Genomic DNA, 22250 nt, shown 5'->3' with positions numbered 1-22250 from the left:
TATTATCGCCATTTCCGCTTTTGCGGAAATGGCCTACGAACAAAACTTATTGCTATCTAATGAAACAGCGATGCCTCCTCGCTTTTGGGGCGGGTGGTTCATTTACTTTGTGAAATCTTGGTTTTCGTCTGTTGTAATCGCAATAGCTGCCGTGACGGCATCATTGCGGGTTCGGTTAGCAGGGAAGTGACACGAGAAGGTACTGCCAAGCCCAGGTTGGCTGCGAACCTGTAGCTTGGCTTCATGGTGTAAGAGAACATGCTTCACAATTGCGAGACCTAAGCCTGTGCCGCCTGTTTTGGATCCTCGCCCTTTATCCACCCTAAAAAAGCGCTCAGTAAGTCTTGGAATGTATCTAGGGTCAATGCCGATTCCGCTATCTTGTACCGAAAATACGCCATTAAATTCGCTTGATTCCCACTTAATGGTAATGGCTCCGCCATCGGGTGAATATTTAATAGCGTTGACGACAAGATTCGAAAATGCGCTGTACAGCTCTTTATAGGAACCATATAAATGGGCTTCTTCAGGGATGTGCACAGACAGTGAATGCGAGTCTTTGAGGATAGGTCCCATAGCACTGGTGATAGAGCTTATGATGCTGGATACTTTGTGCCATTGATTTTCTTCACGCTTGTCGTTGCTTTCTAAGCGTGAAAGCAACAACAGATCTTCGATAAGCTGTTCCATACGTTCTGACTGCTCAGACATATTGACGATGCCTTTCTGCATACTCACTGGCAAGCTATCACGAAACATATCGAGGGTTTCTAAATACCCTTTAATTACGGTCAGTGGCGTTTTTAATTCATGGGACGCGTTGGCGACAAAGTCTTTACGCATCTGTTCTAGTAAGTGCAAACGCGTGACATCGCGAACAAAAATTAAGTGATCATTTTTGTCATACAAAGTGGTTTGAATTTCTAAATACACACCGTCTTTGGCGGGAGATTTGATGATTAAAGGCTCTCCGAAACGCTTTTGACTAAAATAACGGAAGAAATCTGGGTTGCGGACAATGTTGGTAATGACTTGGCCACGGTCTGTGTGACGAATTAAGCCAAGGAAATGCCCCGCAGAATTGTTCCACCATTCTAAATTGCCTTGATTGTCTGCCATGATCACGCCTTCTTTTAAGGCCGTGGTCGAGCTTTCAATGCGTGTTAATGCTTGGCGCATGCGACGTTTAGATTTACGTTGTTTTTTCTGCAGACGATAGACTGCATCAAACACATCCCCCCAAATGCCACTGGCTTCTGGGGGCGCTGCACGCCCTGAATACCGTAACCAATTATGGAATTGATAAAGCTGATACAGCTGCCAATACAAAGACGCCAAAACATACAGCAGCAAAACACCTAACAATTGCCCAATAATGAGACCGATGACAACGCAGGCTGCTAACCCTGCTAGCCAACTAAGAATAGTGTTTCGCCAAATGGTTTTCATACGGACCTTTTTGCTGAAAAGCGGTAGCCTGTTCCTCGTACAGTTTGTATCAAGAAATCATGGGTACTACCAATGGCTTTGCGTAAGCGACGGATATGGACGTCTACCGTACGCTCTTCAACGTACACGTTACCACCCCATACCTGATCTAATAATTGTGCTCTAGAATAAGCGCGCTCTTGGTGAGTCATTAAGAATTTGAGCAAACGGTATTCTGTTGGCCCCATTTCCAAAGGGCGACTACCAATGGTGACACGTTGGCTGATTGGGTCAAGCGTTAGACCTTCGATTTCGATCGGTTCATCAACACCCTGTGGTGTTGCGCGACGCAATACGGCTTTTAGACGTGCGACCAGCTCTCTTGGTGAAAAAGGCTTGGTAATATAATCATCGGCACCGACTTCTAAGCCTTGTATTTTATTATCTTCTTCGCCTTTCGCCGTCAGAATAATGACGGGAATTTCAGCCGTGGTTGTATCTTTTTTCAAGCGGCGTGTTAATTCGATACCGCTGCCGCCAGGCATCATCCAATCGACAAGCACTAGGTCTGGTCGATGATCCACAATGATCTCATGGGCTTGCTGGATATTTTCGGCTTCCAAATACTCGTAGCCCGCCATTTCAAGGGCGATGGCTATCATTTCGCGTATGGAAGATTCATCATCAATAATTAATACTTTTTTACCGGTCACAGGATTCATCCTCATCTCAGGAACGGTTTTATTAAAGCGATCAATTGTGACAATTCGGTTACATTGTCACAACTTTGCCACATATTACATTAAATAGCTTAGTACTAGGCCAATAAAGACGCAGTATCCAATGCGGTTATTGTCTAAGAAAGAACGAAAGCAAGCTTGCCTATCGCGCTCTTTTGCTTGTTTAAATTGTTGATAGAACAATCCAACACAGACAACAAGGGACACAAAGTATAACCAATGTAGCCCAGCGAGTAGGCCAATCCAAGTCAATAAAGACAAGGTTAGTCCTTGTAGGCAAACAATGACGAATAAATCATGGCGACCAAACAAAATCGCAGTAGATTTAATACCCACTTTTAGGTCATCCGGACGGTCTGTCATTGCATAATAGGTGTCGTAAGCGATTGTCCAAAAGCAGTTTGCGACAAACAGCATCCATAGCTCGGGATCGGTTAAATCACCTCCCTGAGCGCTGTAGGCCATGGGAATGGCCCATGAAAAGGCTAAGCCAAGAAATAACTGTGGCAGATGTGTGTAGCGTTTCATAAACGGGTACAGAGCAGCCAGACCTAAACCTGCAAACGACAATAGAATCGTTCTTAGGTCAGTAAAGAGAACCAAGATAAAACTCAAAATAGACAAAGCACAGAAGAGGAGAAGTGCTTCTTTTTCAGACACTCGCCCCGACGGTAACGGGCGGTTTTTCGTACGTTCAACATGACCGTCGACCTTCCTATCAGCGTAGTCGTTAATCACACAACCTGCTGAACGCATACTAAAAACACCTAAGACAAAAATAATCACCAGATGCCACTGCGGCATGCCGTCGGCGGCCAGCCATAAAGCCCATAAAGTGGGCCACATGAGTAAAAATGAGCCAATAGGGCGGTTGAATCGTGTTAATTCTGCGTAGTCTTTAAGTTTGTTCATACTATTCCAAACGGTGATTTTAGCTGGTGTATTTCATCAAAAAAAGCTTCATTAACCAATATCCCAGGACCAAATTGGTGGAAGACAGAGCGCCGCGCCCAAAGTGATTGGGGCTGGTTTGGAAACATATGTTTCGGTAATTGAGTGACTTCGATAGCGCTCCGCTTGAGCTGCCTATGTTGGAACAAATAGCCGCCTAATGGCTTGTTTTGTAGATGTTTTACTTGTCGCCAATGTCCTTTCAAGGACTTTGCAGGAATAACTGAGCGAGCATAAATCACGGCGATTCCGTCAACCTTGAGCAGTACTGTGCGAATACGTGCTGCGTCTCTTGGGCTGAGTTTTAGGCGCTTTCGTTCTCTTACTGTGGGCGTTCCCCAAGCGTCATCAAGGACTTCAACAGTTAATGCTCCCACGCTGTGTAGTTTTGCGGTAAGGGAGTCTTGTGTGATCAGCCAAGGCCAAAGCTTTTTCGGCACTTTCATTTTATTAATTTGATGTACTGGAGACCAGCGATAGTCAAACTGTTGTGCGGCAGATGGGTTCATTACCGCCTGAGGCATCTTCGTCATATGAGATTAAGCGTTCATTTTGTTGATTAAGGCGACCATTTTATGCAACTCGGCAGACTTCTGATAAATCGCATCACGGCAGCCTTCTGCTTCTTCCAGCGTCAATCCGATTTCGACTAACACCGATGGCTCTATGGGATTGTTATGGCGTAGCTGATTAGAGACAAACAGTAATTTCGCTAATATCGCGTGTTCTCCATAGTAGTGAGGCTTTTTACTGTATCTTATCGCCATCCAAATGTTGTCCGGTAGACTCCAGTAACGCAGTAGCCAAGAACCCAGTTGCTCTTTGGTGAAATGCAAAATTTGCATCTCAACCAGTTCAGACGGCAAGTGTGCATTTGCTTCTTGGTAGCGTGAAAGAATGGAAAAGTGTGGTGGTAAAATAGTGCTAATGCCCAAGTAGCCAAAATTATGTAACAAGCCGGCAAGATAAGCATGGCCAAGTTTAGGGCGATTTTGCATCGGCATGGCTTTCACCAATGACTCCATTAATACAGCATTGGACACGGAGTCTAGCCAGAAGTCTTCATAGTGACGTGGGCCATCTTCAGGTGGTTGAAAGCCATTCCCCATGGATAAGCCAAGCGCTAGGTTCATCACCATGTCGTAGCCTAATACGCGTATGATGGCATCTTCTACGGACTCTATAGAACCTGGAGCGCCATAGTAGGGTGATGATGCCCAGCTAATAACTTGAGCCGCCAAGCTTGGATCGAGGGCTATGACGTCACACAACTCATCCGTTCCCGCGGATTGATCAGTAGAAAGGCGGATAATTCGGTGAGAGGACGCGGGTAAAGGCGGAATTTCTAATGTTTCTTCAATACGTTGTTTAAGACGGATGGACTGAAACCGGCCAAGCGCCTGAAGAATTTGTTCTTCATCGTGCTCGTGATTATCAACAGGGCGGTTGATGAGTGAGGTATCAATAGAAATAGCTTCAAAACGATTAAGAGGGCCCGAAAACATCGACTCTAATTCAACAGATGTAATGTCGTGATAGGCACCATCCACTTTTGTACGAATCGAAAATACGGCCTCTTTTAACATGCTTGCTTCTAAAATGGTGGTCACACTGTTTGGTTTAATCAGTGGGTCACCAGAGCTGTGGTAATGATTAACCGGCTCAAAACGGCGTTTCGTCAGCCGTGATACCGCGGATATATCCAGCATATTGCTCTCAGGGAAAATAACCTGCAAACGACCAGTGTGATCGGCTAGATGTACTACGCGTAATCTAGGGGTTGTTTTAGGGTTGATGGAAGCGCCCATGTATTTTCCTGTAGTGAAGACTATATAAAAAAAGCCCCTATAAAAGGGGCTTTGTGAATATAACAGATTTTAAGTTCTAGTTCTGAATAGTAAGTGATTAGTGATTCAGAATTTGACTTAAGAACATCTGAGTACGGTCGTGTTGAGGGTTGTCGAAGAATTCGTGAGGCTTATTCGCTTCTACGATTTCGCCAGCATCCATGAACACAACACGGTCAGCGACGGTTTTAGCGAAGCCCATTTCGTGTGTTACACACACCATGGTCATGCCTTCCTCAGCCAACTGAACCATTACGTCCAATACTTCTTTGATCATCTCAGGGTCAAGTGCAGACGTTGGCTCATCGAACAACATGATACGAGGCTGCATGCACAAGCCACGAGCAATTGCCACACGTTGTTGCTGACCACCAGATAACTGACCTGGGTATTTCAATGCTTGGTTAGCGATTTTGACTCGCTCCAAGTAATGCATCGCCATTTCTTCAGCTTCTTTCTTAGGTGTTTTACGAACCCAGATTGGTGCCAATGTTAGGTTTTCTAAAATGGTCAGATGAGGGAACAAATTAAAGTGCTGAAACACCATCCCCACGTCTTTACGAATCGCTTCGATGTTTTTCAGGTTGTTATTCATCTCAACGCCATCAACCAGAATGGTGCCTTTTTGGTGTTCTTCTAGGCGGTTGATACAACGCGTCATAGTTGACTTACCAGAACCAGAAGGACCACATACAACGATTCGTTCGCCTTTCTTGATGCTGAAGTTGATGTTTTTAAGTACGTGAAAATCACCGTACCACTTGTTTACATCGTTAAATTCGATGATTGCTTCTTCGCCCTGCGCTAGCTGGGCACGAGCCATGTTTGTATCTGTCATAATAAAGACCTTTAATTCTTAACTAATTTCGCTTGTGCCCAGTTTCTAACTTACGCTCGAGAGCCATACTATAACGAGACATACCAAAGCAGATAGCCCAATAGACAAAACCTGCAAAGGCATAACCTTCGACAGTCGTTCCTAACCAGTTTGCATCATGGTTAGCGGCTTGAATTCGACCTAAGAAGTCAAACATACCAACGATATAGACTAAGGTTGTGTCTTTAAACAAAGCAATGAAAGAGTTCACTATTCCAGGGATTACCAGTTTTAGTGCCTGCGGCAAAATAACCAGAATCATAGATTGCCAATAGGTTAAGCCCATCGCATCTGCGGCTTCATACTGGCCTTTAGGGATCGCTTGTAGACCACCACGAACCACCTCAGCCATATACGCAGCAGAGAACAAAGTGATACCAATCAACACACGTAATAGTTTGTTAAAGTTCAAGCCTTCAGGCAGGAATAACGGAATCATTACGGATGCCATAAACAAAATAGTGATCAATGGTACAGCACGAATCGTTTCGATGAAGACCACACACACAGATTTTGCTATCGGCATGTCTGAGCGTCGACCAAGAGCCAATACCACCCCTAATGGGAAGGAGGCAACGATACCAATGACCCCAAGCAGCACAGTAAGAAACAAGCCGCCCCACAAAGAGGTTTCTACAACTTCTAAGCCAAAGATGCCACCAGCGAACAAGAAGTAAGCGACGATGGGATAAGCAAAGATAATTGCGATAGAAAGGTACAGCTTATTGATCGTTTTAATGGCAAAAGCACCCACCATAACGATTAACAGAATAACGGCTAAATTAATGCGCCATGTTTCTGCTTCAGGGTATAACCCGTACATAAACTGGTCAAAATAGACGACAACAAATGCCCAACAAGCACCGCCACCAGTACAAGCGGCTTTTGACGTCCCTTCCCATGTTGCATTGATGAAACCCCACTCAATGACAGGTGGAATAAGCAAATACAACAGGTACAAGCTAAAAAGAGTGAGGAATATATTCAGCGGGGACGAAAATAAATTCTGACGTACCCATGCCACAGGACCAACCGATGTAACTGGTGGTGGGAGGCTTGGTGATGGTTTAAAGATAATAGCCATGATCTGCCTCCTAGCGCTCAATTAATGACATTTTGCTGTTGTACCAGTTCATGAATACCGAAATCGATAGACTCAATGAACCGTAAACCAACATACAAAGACCGATGGTTTCAATCGCCTGACCTGTTTGGTTGAGCGTCGTACCCATGACCACAGCAACCAACTCTGGGTAAGCAATAGCGGCACCCAACGAAGAGTTCTTCGCCAAATTCAAATATTGGCTAGTGAGTGGCGGGATAATGACTCGCAATGCTTGAGGCAATACGATCAGTCGCTGAGTGAGGTTGTCACGAAGGCCCAAAGAGCGAGCTGCTTCGGTTTGTCCCCAGTTAACAGACAATATGCCAGCTCGCACGATTTCAGCAATAAATGCCCCTGTGTAAGTAGATAGAGCAACTAACACAGCTACGAACTCAGGTGGAAGAACCATACCGCCCGTTACGTTAAAGCGACTTTTTTGCGGTAGGTCGAACTCTATCGGAAACCCAGAAACGGCCAAAAATAGAAATGTCACACCAACAATAACGCCAAGAGACGACCAGTAAGCAGGGAACCATAGCCCTGTTCTTGTCTGGCGCTTTTTCGCCCAAATAATCAAGCCAATGGAAGCTACAATCGACAAAACAAAGCCGAAAATTACCAAGCCAAAGCCATCTTGAGCGATTGGGTTAGGTGAATAAATGCCGCGTTTATTTAATAGGAAATCGGCAAATTCATAACTATTTCGTGGTGCTGGCAATGCCGCGAGTACAGCAAAATACCAGAAGAACATTTGCAGTAGTAATGGAATATTACGCAATGTTTCGATGTAGACAGTGGCTAAACGTGCCACTAGCCAGTTTTTGGATAATCGAGCTAGCCCCATTATTACGCCAATAATGGTGGCTAAGATAATCCCTAATAGGGAAATAACAAAGGTATTGATTAAGGCAACAAAAAACGCTCGCCCGTAGGTATTCGCCTCAGTGTATTCAATTAGGTGGATAAGAATTGGAAAGCCAGCTGGTTCATTGAAAAATGAGAAACCAGTTGAAATTCCACGGTTATCGAGGTTGGACTGAAGGTTACTGAATAAGTAATAACCCGCAAAGACCACCATCACTAGTAGCACAATTTGAAATATTAAAGCGCGATTACCCGCGTCATTCAAAAAGCTGTTATTGCTTGGAGTTGTTTTATCGCTCATCTTGTTTCAGGCAATGGAATGCTCGTCAGATGTGTAAGAAAGGGGGGAGAAACCCAGCGGCATTTGCCGCTGGGTAAATACCCAAGCAGGTTGCTTTAGGTATTAGCGAACTGGTGGCGCATACATGATGCCGCCAGCTTCAGTCCATAGTGCGTTAAGGCCACGTGGCAGATCTACAGGAGTAGATGGACCTACGTTACGCTCAAACACTTCACCGTAGTTACCTACGTTAGCGATAATGTTGTAAGCCCAATCCGCTGGAAGACCAAGTTGTGCACCCATGTCACCTTCAACACCTAGTAGACGCTTGATACCTGGGTCATTTGTTTCACTTTTGACCTTAGCAACGTTTTTAGATGAGATATTCATTTCTTCAGCGTTAACTTGAACAAACATTGACCAAGTTACGATGTCTTTCCATTGGTTGTCGCCGTGACGAACAACAGGGCCAAGTGGCTCTTTAGAAATAGTTTCTGGAAGAATTAAGTGAGCAGAAGGATTTGCAAGTTTAGTACGGTGAGCCGCTAGACCAGATTTATCTGTTGTGTAAACGTCACAACGGCCTTGGTCGTATGCAGATAGTGCTTCGTCTGCTTTTTGTACAACAACTGGCACATAAGACAATTTGTTTTTACGGAAGAAATCCGCCATGTTCAATTCTGTTGTTGTACCTTGTTCTGTACAAACCGTTGCACCGTCAAGGTCCAACGCAGAAGTAACACCTAGATCTTTACGAACCATGAAGCCTTGACCGTCATAGAAGTTCACTGCTGTGAAGTCTAAACCCAAAGACGCATCACGCGTGTAAGTCCAAGTTGTGTTACGAGCAAGGATATCAATTTCGCCAGATTGTAGGGCGGTGAAACGCTCTTTAGCAGAAAGAGGAGTGAATTTAACTTTTTGATCATCGCCAAAGATTGCAGAAGCAACAGCGCGACAAGCATCCACATCTATACCTGACCAGTTGCCTTTATCATCGGCATTGGAGAATCCTGGAACACCATTACTAACACCACACTGGATAAATCCTTTTGACTTAACGTCGTCAAGTGTTGCGGCAGCAGCACCGGTGCTTATGGTTGCTGCGATTGCAGCAGTCGAAAGTAGCTTACAAACATTCGATTTCATTATATTGAGCCTCCCAGGCGTTTTTTTATATATGTTGTTATCTTGCTGAAATTTACCGTTCAGAGTGTTACGTCTGTGATTAAAACGAAGCAAACTTGATGCCAACATGTAATTATTCTTGTTGTTAGGTATATGCAGATGATTCCTCTACAAGATCATCACATGCCCCTATAGAATTACTCTTTTGAGGCGTAGTCAAGGATAAACTGTAAGAAAATAGCTAGGAGATACTTATTTTTTACACCTTTTGCACTGTTCAATCTTGGTATTTATAAAAATGTAAACAAGGCATTTTTCTGAGGGATGCTAGAGAATTCAGGGCTTCCCATTACGTGAGCTGTGTTTTATTGCTCACTTATGGGGCGTTGATAGTGAGTTTGTAAAGAATTATTACGCTGAATGATTTTTTTGCATCATTTTGGTGCTTTGATGAAATCTACTGTGCTTCGTTTAAATACCCACATGTAATATATTGAATAAAGCACTTTCCATAATTTGTAATCTGCATGGTAGACTTAGTCATAAATTGAAGTCATGTAAGGAGATCCATATCAGATGGATAACTCAGCAAAGCCACTCGATCGCTTAGATAAAAAAATTCTTCGAGAATTACAAATTAACGGCCGTCTATCCAATGTAGAGCTAGCAAGTCGTGTAGGACTTAGTGCAACACCTTGTTTGGAGCGAGTGCGTCGGCTTGAGCGTAATGGCTACATTACGGGCTACTGTGCCTTAGTTAACCCTAAAAAAGTAGACGCTGGACTACTGGTGTTTGTTGAAATTCGTCTTAAAACAACGTCTCCAGAAGGGTTTAATGAATTCAAAGCCGCGGTAACGGAAATTCCAGAAATACTAGAATGTCATCTCATTGCTGGGGATTTTGAATACCTTCTTAAAGCACGAGTATCGAACATGGATTCGTATCGCCTTTTGCTTGGTGAAACGTTATTGACGCTACCGCATGTTCGTGAATCTCGTACCTACGTTGCGATGGAAGAAGTCAAAAATACCACGGTTGTTAATATCCCTTAATGTTATCCACATTGAAGATGCGGATAAGTGTGCACATCTTTAGACGTTCAAATACTGATCGTGGTTAGGTAGCCAGCGTGATAACAATGGCGAAACACGCTCAGGGTAGTGGCGGTACAATTGTGCTGCGGCTTTTTGAACGTCATCAAGCAAGTTTTTATCACGCTGTAAATCGGCTACTTTAAATTCCCAAAGCCCAGTTTGTCTGGTGCCAAGTAATTCCCCTGGCCCTCGTAACTCAAGATCTTTTTCGGCGATTTTAAAACCATCACTGGTCTCTCGCATGGTGGCAAGCCGTTCTTTACCCTGTTGTCCTAATGGCGCTTTATAAAGTAGCACGCAATGGCTGGCGGTTTGCCCTCGACCCACACGACCACGTAACTGATGAAGCTGAGCAAGGCCAAGACGTTCAGGGTTTTCTATTACCATTAAGCTGGAATTAGGCACATCCACACCCACTTCAATCACCGTGGTGGCAACCAATAACTGAATGTCTCCGGCCTTGAATCTGGCCATAATATCGGCTTTCTCTTGCGCTTTAAGTCGCCCATGTACCAAGCCAATGGATAAGCCGCCGAGTTGTTCCTGCAGCAAAATAGCGGTGTCTTCTGCGGCTTGGCATTGCAAGGCCTCTGATTCTTCAATCAAGGTACACACCCAATAAGCTTGCTTTCCTTCTTCACAGGCGCTTTTCACCCGATCAATGACTTCTTGGCGTCGCTGATCCGATACCACAATCGTGTTTACTGGGGTTCGTCCAGGTGGCAGTTCATCAATGATGGAGCAATCTAAATCAGCATAGGCGGACATGGCTAACGTTCGAGGGATCGGTGTGGCGGTCATGATCAGTTGGTGAGGCTGGAAGCCATGCTTCATGCCTTTTTCTCGTAATGCCATACGTTGGTGCACGCCAAAGCGGTGCTGCTCATCAATAATGGCAAGCGCTAGGCGGTCAAATTCGACAGTGTCCTGAAATAAGGCATGAGTGCCAACGACAATTTGCGCAGCACCTGAAGCAATATCAGCGAGCTCTTTTTCGCGGGTTTTCCCTTTAAGTTTGCCTATCATCCACGCGACTTTTAAACCGAGAGGCTCAAACCATTGGCTGAAATTAATATAATGTTGCTCAGCGAGAATTTCTGTGGGGGCCATGATGGCAACTTGATAGCCAGCCTGTACAACAGAGGCGGCAGCCAATGCAGCGACCAAGGTTTTCCCTGATCCTACGTCGCCTTGCACCAAACGTAGCATAGGATGCCCTGAACCGAGATCCTTAAGGATTTCCTGAAACACGCGATTTTGCGCATTGGTTGGCGAAAAGGGCAATTGCTGTAACAGTCTTTGGCTGAGTTCGCCTGCGGTTTGTACTTGGATCGCTGTATCTTGTTTGGCTTTCACCCGTTTACCAATCAGAGAAAGTTGATGCGCCATAAGCTCTTCAAAAGACAGGCGATACTGAGCGGGATGGCTTCCTGAGCGTAACAGTTCTAAGTTCGCTTCTCTGGATGGGTGATGGAGAAAGTGAATGGCGTCGCTCAGTGGTGGCAAACTGAATTGGGTGCGAATTTCGTCAGGCAGCCATTCTTGTAGATTGTAGGGCGTTAAACGCTCTAATGCTTGCTCACACAGCTGGCGAATCTTGGTTTGCGTTAAGCCATCTGTGAGTGGATAGATAGGCGTAAGCTGAGCAGTTTCTTCCTGTGTTTCGTTGTCACCGATTACCTTGTATTCAGGGTGATAGATTTCAAAGCCTGTGCTGCCGCGACGGATTTCACCAAAGCAACGCAACCGTTTACCGGACTCTAGCTGCTTCTTTTGCGCCGCGGAAAAATGGAAAAAACGTAAGCAAAGCGTGCCTGTATTGTCTTTTATTCGGCACAGTAAACTGCGTCGTTTGCCCATTTTTATTTCACAGCCGGTAATTTGGCCTTCGACTACAGCTTCGTCACCGAAGCGTAGATGTCCAATTGGCACAACGCGCGTTCTGTCTTGATAGCGAATGGGTAAATGAAACAGCAAATCTTGTACTGTATTCAAATGCAACTTGGCTAGCTTTTCAGCCATCGCATCGCCAACGCCTTTAAGCTCTCGAACGTCCTGTGAGTCTAGTCCATCGATCATTCAGAGGCTCTATAACTTTAGGTGCTTGCTAGCATCGCGGATGGATTGGCTTAATGCTTCAATGGCCTTAGGGCGAGGGAAGCTAGCACGCCATGCCAACGCGACGGTACGCTTTGGCGCAGGCTCGGTAAAAGGCCGAACTTCTAGTAAATCGTTATTAATATTGGTGACAGCGGACTTTGGTAACACTGTGACTCCCAAGCCTGACGCAACCATGTAACGTATGGTTTCTAATGAGCTGCCATTAACGATGGTTCGACCGTCACCGTATTCCCCTTCGTTTACTAGAGGGCAAGCTTCCAATACTTGCTCACTAAAGCAGTGGCCTTTACCCAGCAGCAGCAAGTTATCGGTAGAAAGCTGATCGGTCTCAATGTGCGACAGTTTTGTCCACGGATGCGTCTTTGGCATCAGCACAACAAACTCTTCTTCGTAAATTGGTTGAGTGACGACATCTGGCTCGCGGAAGGGGAGCGCGACAATAATGGCGTCTAACTCGCCATTACGCAGCTTAGGGCGTAAGTTTTCGGTGAGGTCTTCTTCGATGGACAATGGCATATTAGAGGCGGCATTATGCAAAGAAGGAATCATAGCTGGGAACAAATACGGCGCGATGGTAAAAATAGCGCCGACTCTTAGAGGGCCTTTAAGTTGATTCTTTCCTGATGCCGCCAACTCTTTGATCATGTTGGCTTGATCCAGTACTCGCTTGGCCTGAGTAATGATTTGCTCGCCTAAAGGTGTGATGTACACGGAGCTTTTGCTGCGCTCAAAAATAGCGGTGCCGAGTTCTTCTTCAAGCTTTTTCACCGCAACACTTAACGTTGGTTGCGATACATAGCAGCGATCGGCAGCACGGCCAAAATGTTTTTCATCCGCTAGCATTACAATGTATTTCAATTCCGTTAATGTCATAGCACACCTTTCACCTTGGCTGATTCATTGTTAATAACTATGATAATACATAATTTGATAAAGTATACTCGAAAGCAAAAAATTCTGTCTAAGCACCCAGGAGAAAATATATGGCAAAAATTTTGATCGCTGGCTGCGGGGATCTAGGTTCAGGTGTGGCCTCTGAGTTGGTAGCACAAGGTCATAGTGTCATTGGGATTCGTCGCACCTTGTCGGACTTTCCTGCTGGCGTTGAAGGTATTACGGGTGATCTGGCGGAAATGTCTGATGACAGGCTGCCTGATGATGTGGATGTGGTGTTTTTAATCATGACACCAAACGGGCGCACAGAAAGCGCCTATCGTAGGGCCTACTTCGACACGGCCCAAACATTGATCCATCGTTACAAAGACGTTGCCAAACCACCTAAGGTGTTTTTCGTCTCTAGCACTAGCGTCTATGGGCAAAGCCAAGGTGAGTGGGTGGATGAAACCACGCCAGCACAACCGACATCCGCCACGGCTAAGGTGTTACTCGAAACGGAACAATCGCTAGCGGCGGTATTTTCTAGTGTATCTGTACGTTGCTCTGGTATTTATGGCTCAGGGCGTTATCGGTTGTTAGAAACCGTTTTAAGTGAAAGTGATTGGGGAGCGAACAGCTGGACCAACCGCATTCATCGGGACGATGTGGTGACAGCGCTGGTGTTACTGGCAAACTGTGCCTTAAACGAAAAAAACGTGCCAGCGCACGTAATAGTGACCGATCAAACGCCTGTTTCTATGTGGGAAGTGAAGTTGTGGCTGGCAACTTGCCTTGGCGCTAAAGTTGCTGTGAGCAGCGGTGAAGGCTTTGTTCCGATTTCAGGTAAGCGCCTTCAAGGCCAGTTCCTTTTATCACAAGGTTGGCGCTTGCAGTACCCAAGTTATGTAGCGGGTTATCATGGGCTTTTAGAAGAGTTTCGCGCTTTGCGTAAATGAGCAGCGTTAAGAATATAGCACTATAAAAAAAAGAGGCCGAAGCCTCTTTTTTTATAGGGATCACAGCGAAGATCTTAGTCTTCCAATACCATGATGCCTTCGATTTCCACTTGAACGCCTTTTGGTAAAGCGCGAACGCCCATTGCCGCACGAGCTGGGTAAGGCTGTTTTACGAATTGAGTCATCACTTCGTTTACTGTGGCAAAGTTGCCCAAGTCTGTCATGAAGATGTTGAATTTCACAACGTTTTCTAAAGAACCGCCAGCGGCTTCACACACTGCCTGTAGGTTTTTGAAAACTTGTGTTGTCTGTTCAACGATGTCTTCGCTGATGATTTCCATGGTTTCAGGAACCAGAGGGATTTGGCCAGACAAATACACAGTATTACCAGCACGTACGGCTTGAGAATATGGACCGATAGCGGCTGGTGCGTTTTCAGTGTGAATCACTTGCTTTGACATAAATACGTATCCTATTTTCTAGACGGTGATAAACAAAAGATAAATCGAGGTCGATTAGCGTCCTACAATGGTTTCGCGAGAGACTTTCTCGACACAACGAACCGCTTTTATACGACGCATAACATCCGCCAAGCCTACGCGACTAGAGATGGTGATGCTTAACCGTAAACGACTTACTCGGCCTCGTTCAATAATATCAAGGTTAGATACTTGGAAGTCAGTATCGCTGATTGAGCTAGCGATTTTCGCCACAGCACCGCGTTCATTGATGTAGGTAACAATCAGGCTAATGTGCAGCTCTTCTTCAATTTCTTTGCCCCATGCCATATGAATAAAGCGTTCAGGGTTGGACAAATGGTCTTGAACGTTCGGGCAATTAAGGTGGTGAATGATGATGCCTTTATCCACTTGCACATAACCCACAATTGGGTCGCCTGGAATAGGGGCGCAGCATTTGGCATAAGAAATAAGCATGCCTTCAGAGCCATTCACTTTAAAGGACTTCGGTGTAACGAGCGTGTCTTCATCAATGTTTGGGAAGAGCTCGCGAGCCACCAAATAGCCAACATGACGACCTTTACCAATAGACTCTAATAAGTCATCTAGAGAAGCCAGCTGGTGGGTTGCTAATACTTGCGCAATTTGCTCTGTGGTTAGTTCTTCAATATTGGTTTTAAACGCATTTAAAGAGCGAGTTAACAGACGGTGCCCAATCGATATGGCATTTTCTCTCTGTTTGTCTTTTAAGTAATGGCGGATGTTGGTGCGTGCTTTACCCGTAATGGCGAAACTTAACCAAGCAACGTTCGGTTGCGCATTTTTCGCTGTAATGATTTCAACTGTCTGTCCGCTTTCTAGTTGTGTGCTGAGTGGAGCAAGACGACGGTTTATTCGGCACGAGATACAGGTATTGCCGATTTCTGTGTGGACGCCATAAGCAAAATCGACAGGCGTTGCGCCAGAAGGCAATTCAATAATCTGGCCGTTCGGTGTAAAGACATACACTTCGTCTGGGAATAAATCACTTTTCACGTTATCAACAAATTCGACGGGGTTACGTGCTTTTTGTTGAATTTCTAACAGGCTTTTCACCCATTTAGTTGCCCGATCATGATTGCTTGGTATGTTAGACGAGCCACTGACTTTATAAGCCCAATGAGCTGCAATGCCGTTATTCGCCACTAGGTCCATTTCTTCGGTGCGTATTTGAACTTCCATCGGAATGCCGTTGGTGCCTAATACAGTGGTGTGAAGAGATTGGTAACCGTTGGATTTTGGAACCGCAATATAATCTTTGAAACGACCTTCAATCGGTTTGAAGATGGCGTGAATAACACCAAGAATTCGATAACAGCTATCATGACGATCTGTCACGATGCGTACGCCCATCACGTCCATGATTTCATCTAAGGAGCGGCGTTTCTTGTCCATCTTCTGATAGATGCTGTAAATGTGTTTTTCTCGAACGCTGATGCTGGCTTCAATGTAATCTGCTGCCAGTTCGGATCGGATCGTGTCTTCAAGCTTTTGTGTGTCTTTGATGCGCTGTTGGCCATATTTTTTATGGATGGCTTTTTGCAGCATGCGAGCACGCATTGGGTAGTAGGCTTGGAAGGCAAGGGATTCTAAAGCAACTCGAACGTTGTACATGCCCAGACGATTTGCAATCGGAGCATAAATGTCTAATGTTTCGCGGGCAATACGGCGCTTTTTGTGGGCCGGCATGGCATCAAGAGTGCGCATGTTGTGTAAACGGTCAGCCAACTTCACCAAAATGACACGAATATCATCGGCCATGGCCATGGCCATTTTTTGGAAGTTATGGGCTTGTTTTTCGACTTGGCTATTGAATTCCAAATGGGTAAGTTTACTTACGCCATCGACTAACCCCGCCACACCTTCACCAAATTGTTCGGTGAGCGCTTCACGGCTGATGCCTGTGTCTTCAATAACGTCATGCAGTAATGCCGCTGTCAGTCCATCACAATCCATTCGAAGTTCCGACAGAATTTCGGCGACAGCGAGAGGATGGGTGACATAGGGCTCGCCACTTTTACGCTTTTGCCCATCGTGGGCTTGCTCGGCGTAATAGTAAGCGCGTTTTACTTTGGCTATTTGCTCATAGGGCAAATACTGACTGAGAGTCAGTGCTAAATCTTCAATGGTATACATCGCTCACCTCACTAGGCCGAACAGAAAGTGCGATTGATGTGATATGAGCGACACCATAGAGATTAAAACTCGTGTAATGGACGCTTTTGTTGATCAACATTATGCAAATTGATCAAGTTCTCAGCAATTTCACGAAGTGCAACTACAGTCACTTTATCGCCTTCTAAAGGCACTTTTGCGTCTTCGCCGCCAGTAGCAAGTTGACGAGCGCGTTTTGAAGCGACCATCACTAGTTCAAAGCGGTTATCAACGTTTTCTAAACAATCTTCTACGGTAACTCGAGCCATTTTGACCTCTGTGTTCGGTTATCTATTTTTCCAAGGGTAATTCTACTTAACGGCTTCTTATAATGACAAGAGATCATTTATAAGATTGCCATGTTTTTCACGCATTACTGTGGTTTTCGAGCGCATTGCGGTGAAAATCGACTGTAATTGAGAAAGCGCCGTATCAAAGTCATCATTCACGATAGTAAAATCGTATTCATCGTAGTGTGACATTTCGTTTATCGCTTTACTCATACGTCTTTGAATCACGTCATCAGAGTCGGTTCCTCTTCCGCGCAAACGTTCTTCTAACGCCTGCAAAGAAGGAGGGAGAATAAAGACGCCAATTGCTTCCGGATAAAGTTGACGAACTTGGCGAGCGCCTTGCCAATCGATTTCTAAAATGACATCTAAACCTTGTTCCAGCATGCTGAAAACAGAGTTTTTTGACGTGCCGTAATAGTTATCAAACACTTGAGCATGTTCGAAAAACGCGTCTTCGGCAATCATATCTAAAAAGTCTTCGACGTCAGTGAAATAGTACTCTCTGCCATGCTCTTCGCCTTTTCTCGCTTCGCGCGTGGTATGAGAAATGGAAATTCGCACATTGGTGTCTTGACTTAGCAACGCCTTATACAAGGTCGATTTACCCGCACCAGATGGCGCTGATAAGATGAATAAATTGCCTTTATGTTTGTCCATAGGGTTCTTTTAATCCGCCTGTCGATGTCTTTTCAACGTTTTACTATACCACAAACATTTGCTTTAAATGTCTGATATTGCCTTATCGGATTTTATCGAAAAATTCATGTTTTTATGTGCTTTGTGAAAAACTCTGCAATGACAAATAAACTTTCTAATTTAGAGGCAATTTTTTTAAACACAGCTAGGCTGTTAGTAGGTAAACAGTATATTTGTACAAACGTAACATATTAGGAAGAGCAAGGATGGGTAATAAGATGGATTTACCTTCTAATGACAGTCCACCGCAGATTACACCTTACGCCAGAATAAGAAAATATTGTAAAGTCCTAACTGTCGAAGACGATCAAGACTACCAAGATGCATTGCTGAACGGATTGAGTGCATTAAATTACGACGGTAAAAAAGTGGAGTTTTTAACAGCATCCTCCGCACTTGAAGCCGCAACCGTTATTGCAGAAAACCCTGATATATCGGTTATTTTTCTTGATGTGGTTATGGAGACAGACAACGCTGGCTTACGCTTAATTCGTACCATACGTGAAGATATTGGTAATGATTTGGTCCGTATCGTGTTGTTGACTGGCCAAGCCGGAATGACGTCAGCTGAAGACGTGATTAACCAATATGATATTGATGACTATTGGTGCAAATCTGAGCTTACACAGGTGCATTTACAAACCATTGTGCTAAGCAATCTGCGCACTTGGGAGCATCTTTCAGATATGAAAGAAGCTCGTCATAGCATGCAGTTGCTGCTTGCTGCTAGCCAACGGATTGCTTCTAAGAGTGATATTGAAGATTACACTCGCTCGATTTTGGAAGAAATTAGCCAGCTATTAAAAGTGAAGAAAGGCGGGATGGTGTGTTTTTTCCATCCTGAGCAAGAAGGTCTAGAAAACGCTTCTATTGTGGCGACCAGCGGAGAGTTTTTAAATCATAGATATGGCTATCTGTCTGCCGTTATGAGCGAGGGTGTTCTAAAAGACAGTGTGTTACTTGCCTATGAGAGAAAAAATCATGTGTTTATTGATGGCTTCTCTGTGTTGTATTTCTCGAACAAAGAGCTGGATGGTCGAATTTACATGGTCATTGTGAAGATGAACCGATCACTCGCGACAAACGAGATTAATTTACTGCAGGTGTTCTGTGAAAATATCAGCGCCGGCTTTCGCAATGTGGCATTGAATAACAAATTAAGCGAATTAGCGTACATAGAGCCAACATTAGGCATTCACAACAAAAACTGGCTGATTCGTAACATTCGCGACATGTTTTCATGGGAGCGGGAAAAAGCTACGTTACTAATGGTGTGTGTTGATGATCTGGCGTATACGGAATCTGTGTTAGGCGCGAGTTATTGCGATCAGCTGATTTTGTCTTTGTATGATTATCTCAACGAATTTTTTGGGCAGTCTGTCGATATCGCCTTACTTGAGCGTGATACCTTGATGTTGGTGGTATATGACAATAAAGAATACAGCGAATTGTCATTGGAACGGATTATTCATACCAGCATAAAAGTTGAAAAAGCCACTCATTCGTTCGATTTAACGATTAGCTCCGTGAAGTTATCAGACTTTCCTTCTTATGGAGCCGAACAGCTGATTAGTGTCGGTAAAAGCACGTTAGCAAGAGCACAGTATGAAGGCGTTGCTTTCTTGGCTTTTTCTAATGAACTGGCCTCTGCCATGTTTGGTCGTTATGAGTTACTACAAGATCTACGAGAAGCGATTTTAAATGGTGAGATTGTGGCGTATTTTCAGCCCAAAGTGAGTCTGAAAGACAATACTTTAATCGGCTTTGAAGCGTTAGCCCGATGGGAACATAAACATAGAGGGTTTATTGCTCCTGATCTGTTTATTTCCTTGGCTGAAAGCAGTGGACTAATCGATAAATTAGACCGATCAATGCTACGCCAGGCTTGTCGAGCAATTAATAGGTTCAAAGCCATAGGTTTACATGTTCCTATTTCTGTCAATGTGGCCGGTAATGAGATAATCCGCCCGGATTATTTCTCGACCTTTAAAACAATCCTTGAAGAAGAGCGAGCGCCTGCCACGTTGATTGAGCTGGAGATTACAGAATCGCAGTTGATTAATGAAAAGGTCGCAATAAACCAACATTTGTCGGCGCTGAAAACACTCGGTGTCCATACTAATATAGATGACTTCGGTACAGGATATTCGTCCCTAGCGTATTTATCTACTTTGTCGGTCTCTACGCTAAAAATTGATCACAGTTTTGTGTGGCAAATGGAGGAGTCAGAAAAGGATTGGGAAATTCTGAAAATGATCATTGATCTGGGGAACTTGCTTGGATTGAATGTCTTGGCTGAGGGCATCGAGACAGAGTTGCAAAAAGCGCATTTGCTTTCTTTGGGGTGTGAAAATGGTCAGGGGTATTTATTTGCTAAGCCCATGTCGCTAGACGACACCATTGATTGGGTTAAAAAAGGCCAATAAAACGATGCAAGCCAAGGCTATTTTGTCTCAGAAAAAGCCTTTATTGGCTGTGTATTTAATCGGCATCTTGCTGATTATTACCTTGCTTAGTTTTGGTGCTTATCGTTACTTCTTGGATAGTAAAGTGAATCAGTTGGCATGGACTGAATCGGAGATATTGTCCCGTAGTGCAAGTGTTATCAGCCGAGAAATGGGCCATATCAAACGCGTCACCATGCTATTGCGTAATAGTGTTACCGCACGTCTAACGCCTCAATGGACGACTCAATCCCAGAATGCGCCATTTCCCGATGACTGGAAGGCACAGGTAGCCGAAGAGTTTGCTTATTTTGCCCAAACCTCTGAACTTATTTCCCAAGTAAGGTGGATCTCAGTAGAGGGCCGTGAATTGATTCGAATAAATGCCCAAGCGGGCGTGATATCGAGAGTATCCGAAGAGCAGTTGCAGAATAAATCCCATCGTAATTACGTGAAAAACGCCCCTAAAGAAGCCAATCAAGAGGTCTATATTACCCCTCTCGATTTGAACATAGAAAACCAAGAAATTGTTCGGCCTTTTCAACCAACAGTACGCGGTGCGATACGCATGGCGGATGAAATGCCAGGCATTTTGGTGGTTAATTATGATCTAACCCAGCTGTTTGAATTAATGAGGTCATTAAGCAGAGACGATGTGGCATTAGAAGTATTAGATGACGATGGCTATTGGGTTCTAGCGTCTGACAAAAGGCTTGAATGGGGAGGGATACTTCATCCAAACGATGCAAGGTTTAATATCAAGTCGCACTTTCCCGCAATTTGGCAAGAGATGAATACTATCCAAGGATTGGAGCGATTGTTTTCAAACAATCGATTGTGGAGCATGTTAGAGCTGCCTATCGATGGAAATATAAATGATAGGCAAGGACTATCTAATTCTTCGTCCTTGTATCTGGTGGCCCTATCTGACGCGGCGGCACTGGTTACATGGCAGCGAACGCTCATGTTGAGCATTATTGGTGTTGCGAGTTTGTGCTTTCTGTTGACCGCATGGTTGGTTTGGCGAAAGGTGTCTGCTCAGTTTGAGGCCTATCGATTACTGCAGCTGATAAAACAAGAAAGAGACCAGGTAGAACAAACGAATCAAAGTCTAAACTTGGCCAACCAAAAGCTAATTGATTTACAAGACGAGCTGGTAGAAACCAGCAAACTGTCCTCTTTAGGTTTGATGGTGGCTGGGCTAGCACATGAAATGCACACGCCATTAGGCGGTGTCAGAATGGCCTTGTCTTCCTGTAAAGTCTGGTTGGACAAAGAAGCCAACACGCTAGCTTCGAAAACCAACGAGGGGATGGTTAACTCACTAGCGATCGCAGAAAAGAACCTTTCACGCGCAATAAATGTGGTCGCGAGTTTTAAGCGTATTGTATCGGATCGCACCGCTCAAGAAGTGCAAACTTTCTACCTTCATGATGTGGTCAACGATATTGTTTTTACCTATAAGCCGACGTTTAAAAAACGCTCTGGCATTATCTTAAAGGTAGAAGTCGCAGAGAATATTCAGATGTTAGGCTACCCAGGAATACTTTCACAAATCCTTCAAAACCTAATAGATAACGCCTTAGAGCATGGCTTTCAACGTCTGGATACGGGCGAGATAAAGCTGGTGGCGTTCAGCAAAAACGACCACTTAGAACTGAAACTTAGTGACAATGGTCGAGGCATAGCCCCAGAAATGCAGAAACGCATTTTTGAACCTTTTGCGACGACAGGCAGATCCAAGAAACATACTGGGCTGGGGCTTCATTTGGTTAGCCAATGGGTGAACAAACTCATGCAAGGAAGGATTGAAGTGGTGTCAGAAGTTGGGGTTGGCACCACTTTCAGGTTAACGATTCCCTTGGAGCAAAAGATCGAAGAAGAGTCTTAATTCTACG

The 22250-nt window shown here is 44.6% G+C and carries 19 protein-coding genes; 4 read left to right on the top strand and 15 right to left on the bottom strand.

What is annotated here, in order from left to right:
* Positions 1–102: 102 nt before the first annotated feature.
* From phoR to C1X04_RS18025, 9 genes are all read right to left on the bottom strand, one after another.
* Positions 103–1449 (bottom strand): phosphate regulon sensor histidine kinase PhoR, encoded by a 1347-nt coding sequence (gene phoR / locus C1X04_RS18065; RefSeq protein WP_137170633.1) that lies wholly within the window; start codon positions 1447–1449, stop codon positions 103–105.
* Entirely contained in the window at positions 1446–2141 is a 696-nt protein-coding gene (phoB, locus tag C1X04_RS18060) for a phosphate regulon transcriptional regulator PhoB (RefSeq protein WP_110577134.1), read from the bottom strand. Before phoB ends, phoR begins: the two co-directional genes overlap by 4 nt.
* An 84-nt stretch (positions 2142–2225) precedes the next feature.
* Positions 2226–3080, bottom strand: a complete 855-nt coding sequence (gene ubiA / locus C1X04_RS18055) for a 4-hydroxybenzoate octaprenyltransferase (RefSeq protein ID WP_137170632.1) — start codon at positions 3078–3080, stop codon at positions 2226–2228.
* Positions 3077–3652 carry a chorismate lyase gene (locus tag C1X04_RS18050; RefSeq protein WP_245927078.1) on the bottom strand — a complete coding sequence of 192 codons (576 nt, stop codon included), beginning with the start codon at positions 3650–3652 and terminating at the stop codon, positions 3077–3079. Before C1X04_RS18050 ends, ubiA begins: the two co-directional genes overlap by 4 nt.
* Before the next feature lie 6 nt (positions 3653–3658).
* Positions 3659–4927 carry an HDOD domain-containing protein gene (locus C1X04_RS18045; RefSeq protein ID WP_137170631.1) on the bottom strand — a complete coding sequence of 423 codons (1269 nt, stop codon included), beginning with the start codon at positions 4925–4927 and terminating at the stop codon, positions 3659–3661.
* A gap of 97 nt (positions 4928–5024) precedes the next feature.
* Positions 5025–5804, bottom strand: coding sequence for an amino acid ABC transporter ATP-binding protein (locus tag C1X04_RS18040; RefSeq protein ID WP_110577103.1), 780 nt, complete (start codon positions 5802–5804; stop codon positions 5025–5027).
* A 22-nt stretch (positions 5805–5826) separates the two neighbouring features.
* Complete coding sequence (locus tag C1X04_RS18035) at positions 5827–6927, bottom strand: amino acid ABC transporter permease (RefSeq protein WP_110577102.1); 1101 nt, start codon at positions 6925–6927, stop codon at positions 5827–5829.
* Between the two features lie 10 nt (positions 6928–6937).
* The gene (locus C1X04_RS18030) at positions 6938–8113 is read right to left on the bottom strand and encodes an amino acid ABC transporter permease (protein ID WP_110577101.1); all 1176 of its coding nucleotides are present in this window, start codon (positions 8111–8113) and stop codon (positions 6938–6940) included.
* A 102-nt stretch (positions 8114–8215) separates the two neighbouring features.
* Entirely contained in the window at positions 8216–9241 is a 1026-nt protein-coding gene (locus C1X04_RS18025) for an amino acid ABC transporter substrate-binding protein (RefSeq protein WP_110577132.1), read from the bottom strand.
* A 555-nt stretch (positions 9242–9796) separates the two neighbouring features.
* Between C1X04_RS18025 and lrp the strand changes: the two genes are divergently transcribed.
* Positions 9797–10273 (top strand): leucine-responsive transcriptional regulator Lrp, encoded by a 477-nt coding sequence (gene lrp / locus C1X04_RS18020; protein ID WP_110577100.1) that lies wholly within the window; start codon positions 9797–9799, stop codon positions 10271–10273.
* A gap of 39 nt (positions 10274–10312) precedes the next feature.
* Here the strand turns inward: lrp and recG are convergent, their stop codons facing one another.
* Together recG and C1X04_RS18010 are read right to left on the bottom strand one after the other, a co-directional pair.
* Positions 10313–12394: an ATP-dependent DNA helicase RecG gene (recG, locus tag C1X04_RS18015; RefSeq protein WP_110577099.1), complete on the bottom strand. Its 2082-nt coding sequence runs from the start codon at positions 12392–12394 to the stop codon at positions 10313–10315.
* Between the two features lie 9 nt (positions 12395–12403).
* Positions 12404–13309, bottom strand: coding sequence for a hydrogen peroxide-inducible genes activator (locus tag C1X04_RS18010; protein ID WP_110577098.1), 906 nt, complete (start codon positions 13307–13309; stop codon positions 12404–12406).
* Between the two features lie 110 nt (positions 13310–13419).
* Between C1X04_RS18010 and C1X04_RS18005 the strand changes: the two genes are divergently transcribed.
* Positions 13420–14268: an NAD-dependent epimerase/dehydratase family protein gene (locus C1X04_RS18005; RefSeq protein ID WP_137170630.1), complete on the top strand. Its 849-nt coding sequence runs from the start codon at positions 13420–13422 to the stop codon at positions 14266–14268.
* Positions 14269–14342: 74 nt separating this feature from the next.
* Here C1X04_RS18005 and C1X04_RS18000 read toward each other — a convergent pair whose 3' ends face one another.
* The 4 genes from C1X04_RS18000 to gmk all read right to left on the bottom strand — a co-directional run bounded on the left by C1X04_RS18000 (position 14343) and on the right by gmk (position 17869).
* Positions 14343–14729, bottom strand: a complete 387-nt coding sequence (locus C1X04_RS18000) for a RidA family protein (RefSeq protein WP_012072047.1) — start codon at positions 14727–14729, stop codon at positions 14343–14345.
* A 54-nt stretch (positions 14730–14783) separates the two neighbouring features.
* The gene (locus C1X04_RS17995) at positions 14784–16901 is read right to left on the bottom strand and encodes a bifunctional (p)ppGpp synthetase/guanosine-3',5'-bis(diphosphate) 3'-pyrophosphohydrolase (protein ID WP_137170629.1); all 2118 of its coding nucleotides are present in this window, start codon (positions 16899–16901) and stop codon (positions 14784–14786) included.
* 62 nt (positions 16902–16963) lie between these two features.
* On the bottom strand, positions 16964–17188 hold the full coding sequence (gene rpoZ, locus C1X04_RS17990; RefSeq protein WP_110577095.1) for a DNA-directed RNA polymerase subunit omega: 225 nt from the start codon (positions 17186–17188) through the stop codon (positions 16964–16966).
* Between the two features lie 57 nt (positions 17189–17245).
* Complete coding sequence (gmk, locus tag C1X04_RS17985; RefSeq protein WP_110577094.1) at positions 17246–17869, bottom strand: guanylate kinase; 624 nt, start codon at positions 17867–17869, stop codon at positions 17246–17248.
* Between the two features lie 257 nt (positions 17870–18126).
* Between gmk and C1X04_RS17980 the strand changes: the two genes are divergently transcribed.
* Together C1X04_RS17980 and C1X04_RS17975 are read left to right on the top strand one after the other, a co-directional pair.
* Complete coding sequence (locus C1X04_RS17980) at positions 18127–20334, top strand: EAL domain-containing protein (protein ID WP_137170794.1); 2208 nt, start codon at positions 18127–18129, stop codon at positions 20332–20334.
* A 4-nt stretch (positions 20335–20338) separates the two neighbouring features.
* A complete protein-coding gene (locus C1X04_RS17975) occupies positions 20339–22243 on the top strand; it encodes a sensor histidine kinase (RefSeq protein ID WP_137170628.1) in 1905 nt (634 codons plus the stop codon).
* The last annotated feature ends 7 nt before the right edge of the window (positions 22244–22250 follow it).

The organism is Marinomonas sp. FW-1 (genome assembly GCF_005222245.1).
GTDB classification, from domain to species: domain Bacteria; phylum Pseudomonadota; class Gammaproteobacteria; order Pseudomonadales; family Marinomonadaceae; genus Marinomonas; species Marinomonas alcarazii.
The sequence above is the reverse complement of the archived record's forward strand: the minus strand, read 5'-3'. Positions and strand labels throughout refer to the sequence as shown.

Excerpts from the sequence above, each read along its gene's own strand:
- phoR (WP_137170633.1), bottom strand. The coding sequence starts at position 1,449 with ATGAAAACCATTTGGCGAAACACTATTCTTAGTTGGCTAGCAGGGTTA.
- ubiA (WP_137170632.1), bottom strand. The coding sequence starts at position 3,080 with ATGAACAAACTTAAAGACTACGCAGAATTAACACGATTCAACCGCCCT.
- C1X04_RS18050 (WP_245927078.1), bottom strand. The coding sequence starts at position 3,652 with ATGACGAAGATGCCTCAGGCGGTAATGAACCCATCTGCCGCACAACAG.
- C1X04_RS18045 (WP_137170631.1), bottom strand. The coding sequence starts at position 4,927 with ATGGGCGCTTCCATCAACCCTAAAACAACCCCTAGATTACGCGTAGTA.
- C1X04_RS18040 (WP_110577103.1), bottom strand. The coding sequence starts at position 5,804 with ATGACAGATACAAACATGGCTCGTGCCCAGCTAGCGCAGGGCGAAGAA.
- C1X04_RS18035 (WP_110577102.1), bottom strand. The coding sequence starts at position 6,927 with ATGGCTATTATCTTTAAACCATCACCAAGCCTCCCACCACCAGTTACA.
- C1X04_RS18030 (WP_110577101.1), bottom strand. The coding sequence starts at position 8,113 with ATGAGCGATAAAACAACTCCAAGCAATAACAGCTTTTTGAATGACGCG.
- C1X04_RS18025 (WP_110577132.1), bottom strand. The coding sequence starts at position 9,241 with ATGAAATCGAATGTTTGTAAGCTACTTTCGACTGCTGCAATCGCAGCA.
- lrp (WP_110577100.1), top strand. The coding sequence starts at position 9,797 with ATGGATAACTCAGCAAAGCCACTCGATCGCTTAGATAAAAAAATTCTT.
- recG (WP_110577099.1), bottom strand. The coding sequence starts at position 12,394 with ATGATCGATGGACTAGACTCACAGGACGTTCGAGAGCTTAAAGGCGTT.
- C1X04_RS18010 (WP_110577098.1), bottom strand. The coding sequence starts at position 13,309 with ATGACATTAACGGAATTGAAATACATTGTAATGCTAGCGGATGAAAAA.
- C1X04_RS18005 (WP_137170630.1), top strand. The coding sequence starts at position 13,420 with ATGGCAAAAATTTTGATCGCTGGCTGCGGGGATCTAGGTTCAGGTGTG.
- C1X04_RS18000 (WP_012072047.1), bottom strand. The coding sequence starts at position 14,729 with ATGTCAAAGCAAGTGATTCACACTGAAAACGCACCAGCCGCTATCGGT.
- C1X04_RS17995 (WP_137170629.1), bottom strand. The coding sequence starts at position 16,901 with ATGTATACCATTGAAGATTTAGCACTGACTCTCAGTCAGTATTTGCCC.
- rpoZ (WP_110577095.1), bottom strand. The coding sequence starts at position 17,188 with ATGGCTCGAGTTACCGTAGAAGATTGTTTAGAAAACGTTGATAACCGC.
- gmk (WP_110577094.1), bottom strand. The coding sequence starts at position 17,869 with ATGGACAAACATAAAGGCAATTTATTCATCTTATCAGCGCCATCTGGT.
- C1X04_RS17980 (WP_137170794.1), top strand. The coding sequence starts at position 18,127 with ATGGATTTACCTTCTAATGACAGTCCACCGCAGATTACACCTTACGCC.
- C1X04_RS17975 (WP_137170628.1), top strand. The coding sequence starts at position 20,339 with ATGCAAGCCAAGGCTATTTTGTCTCAGAAAAAGCCTTTATTGGCTGTG.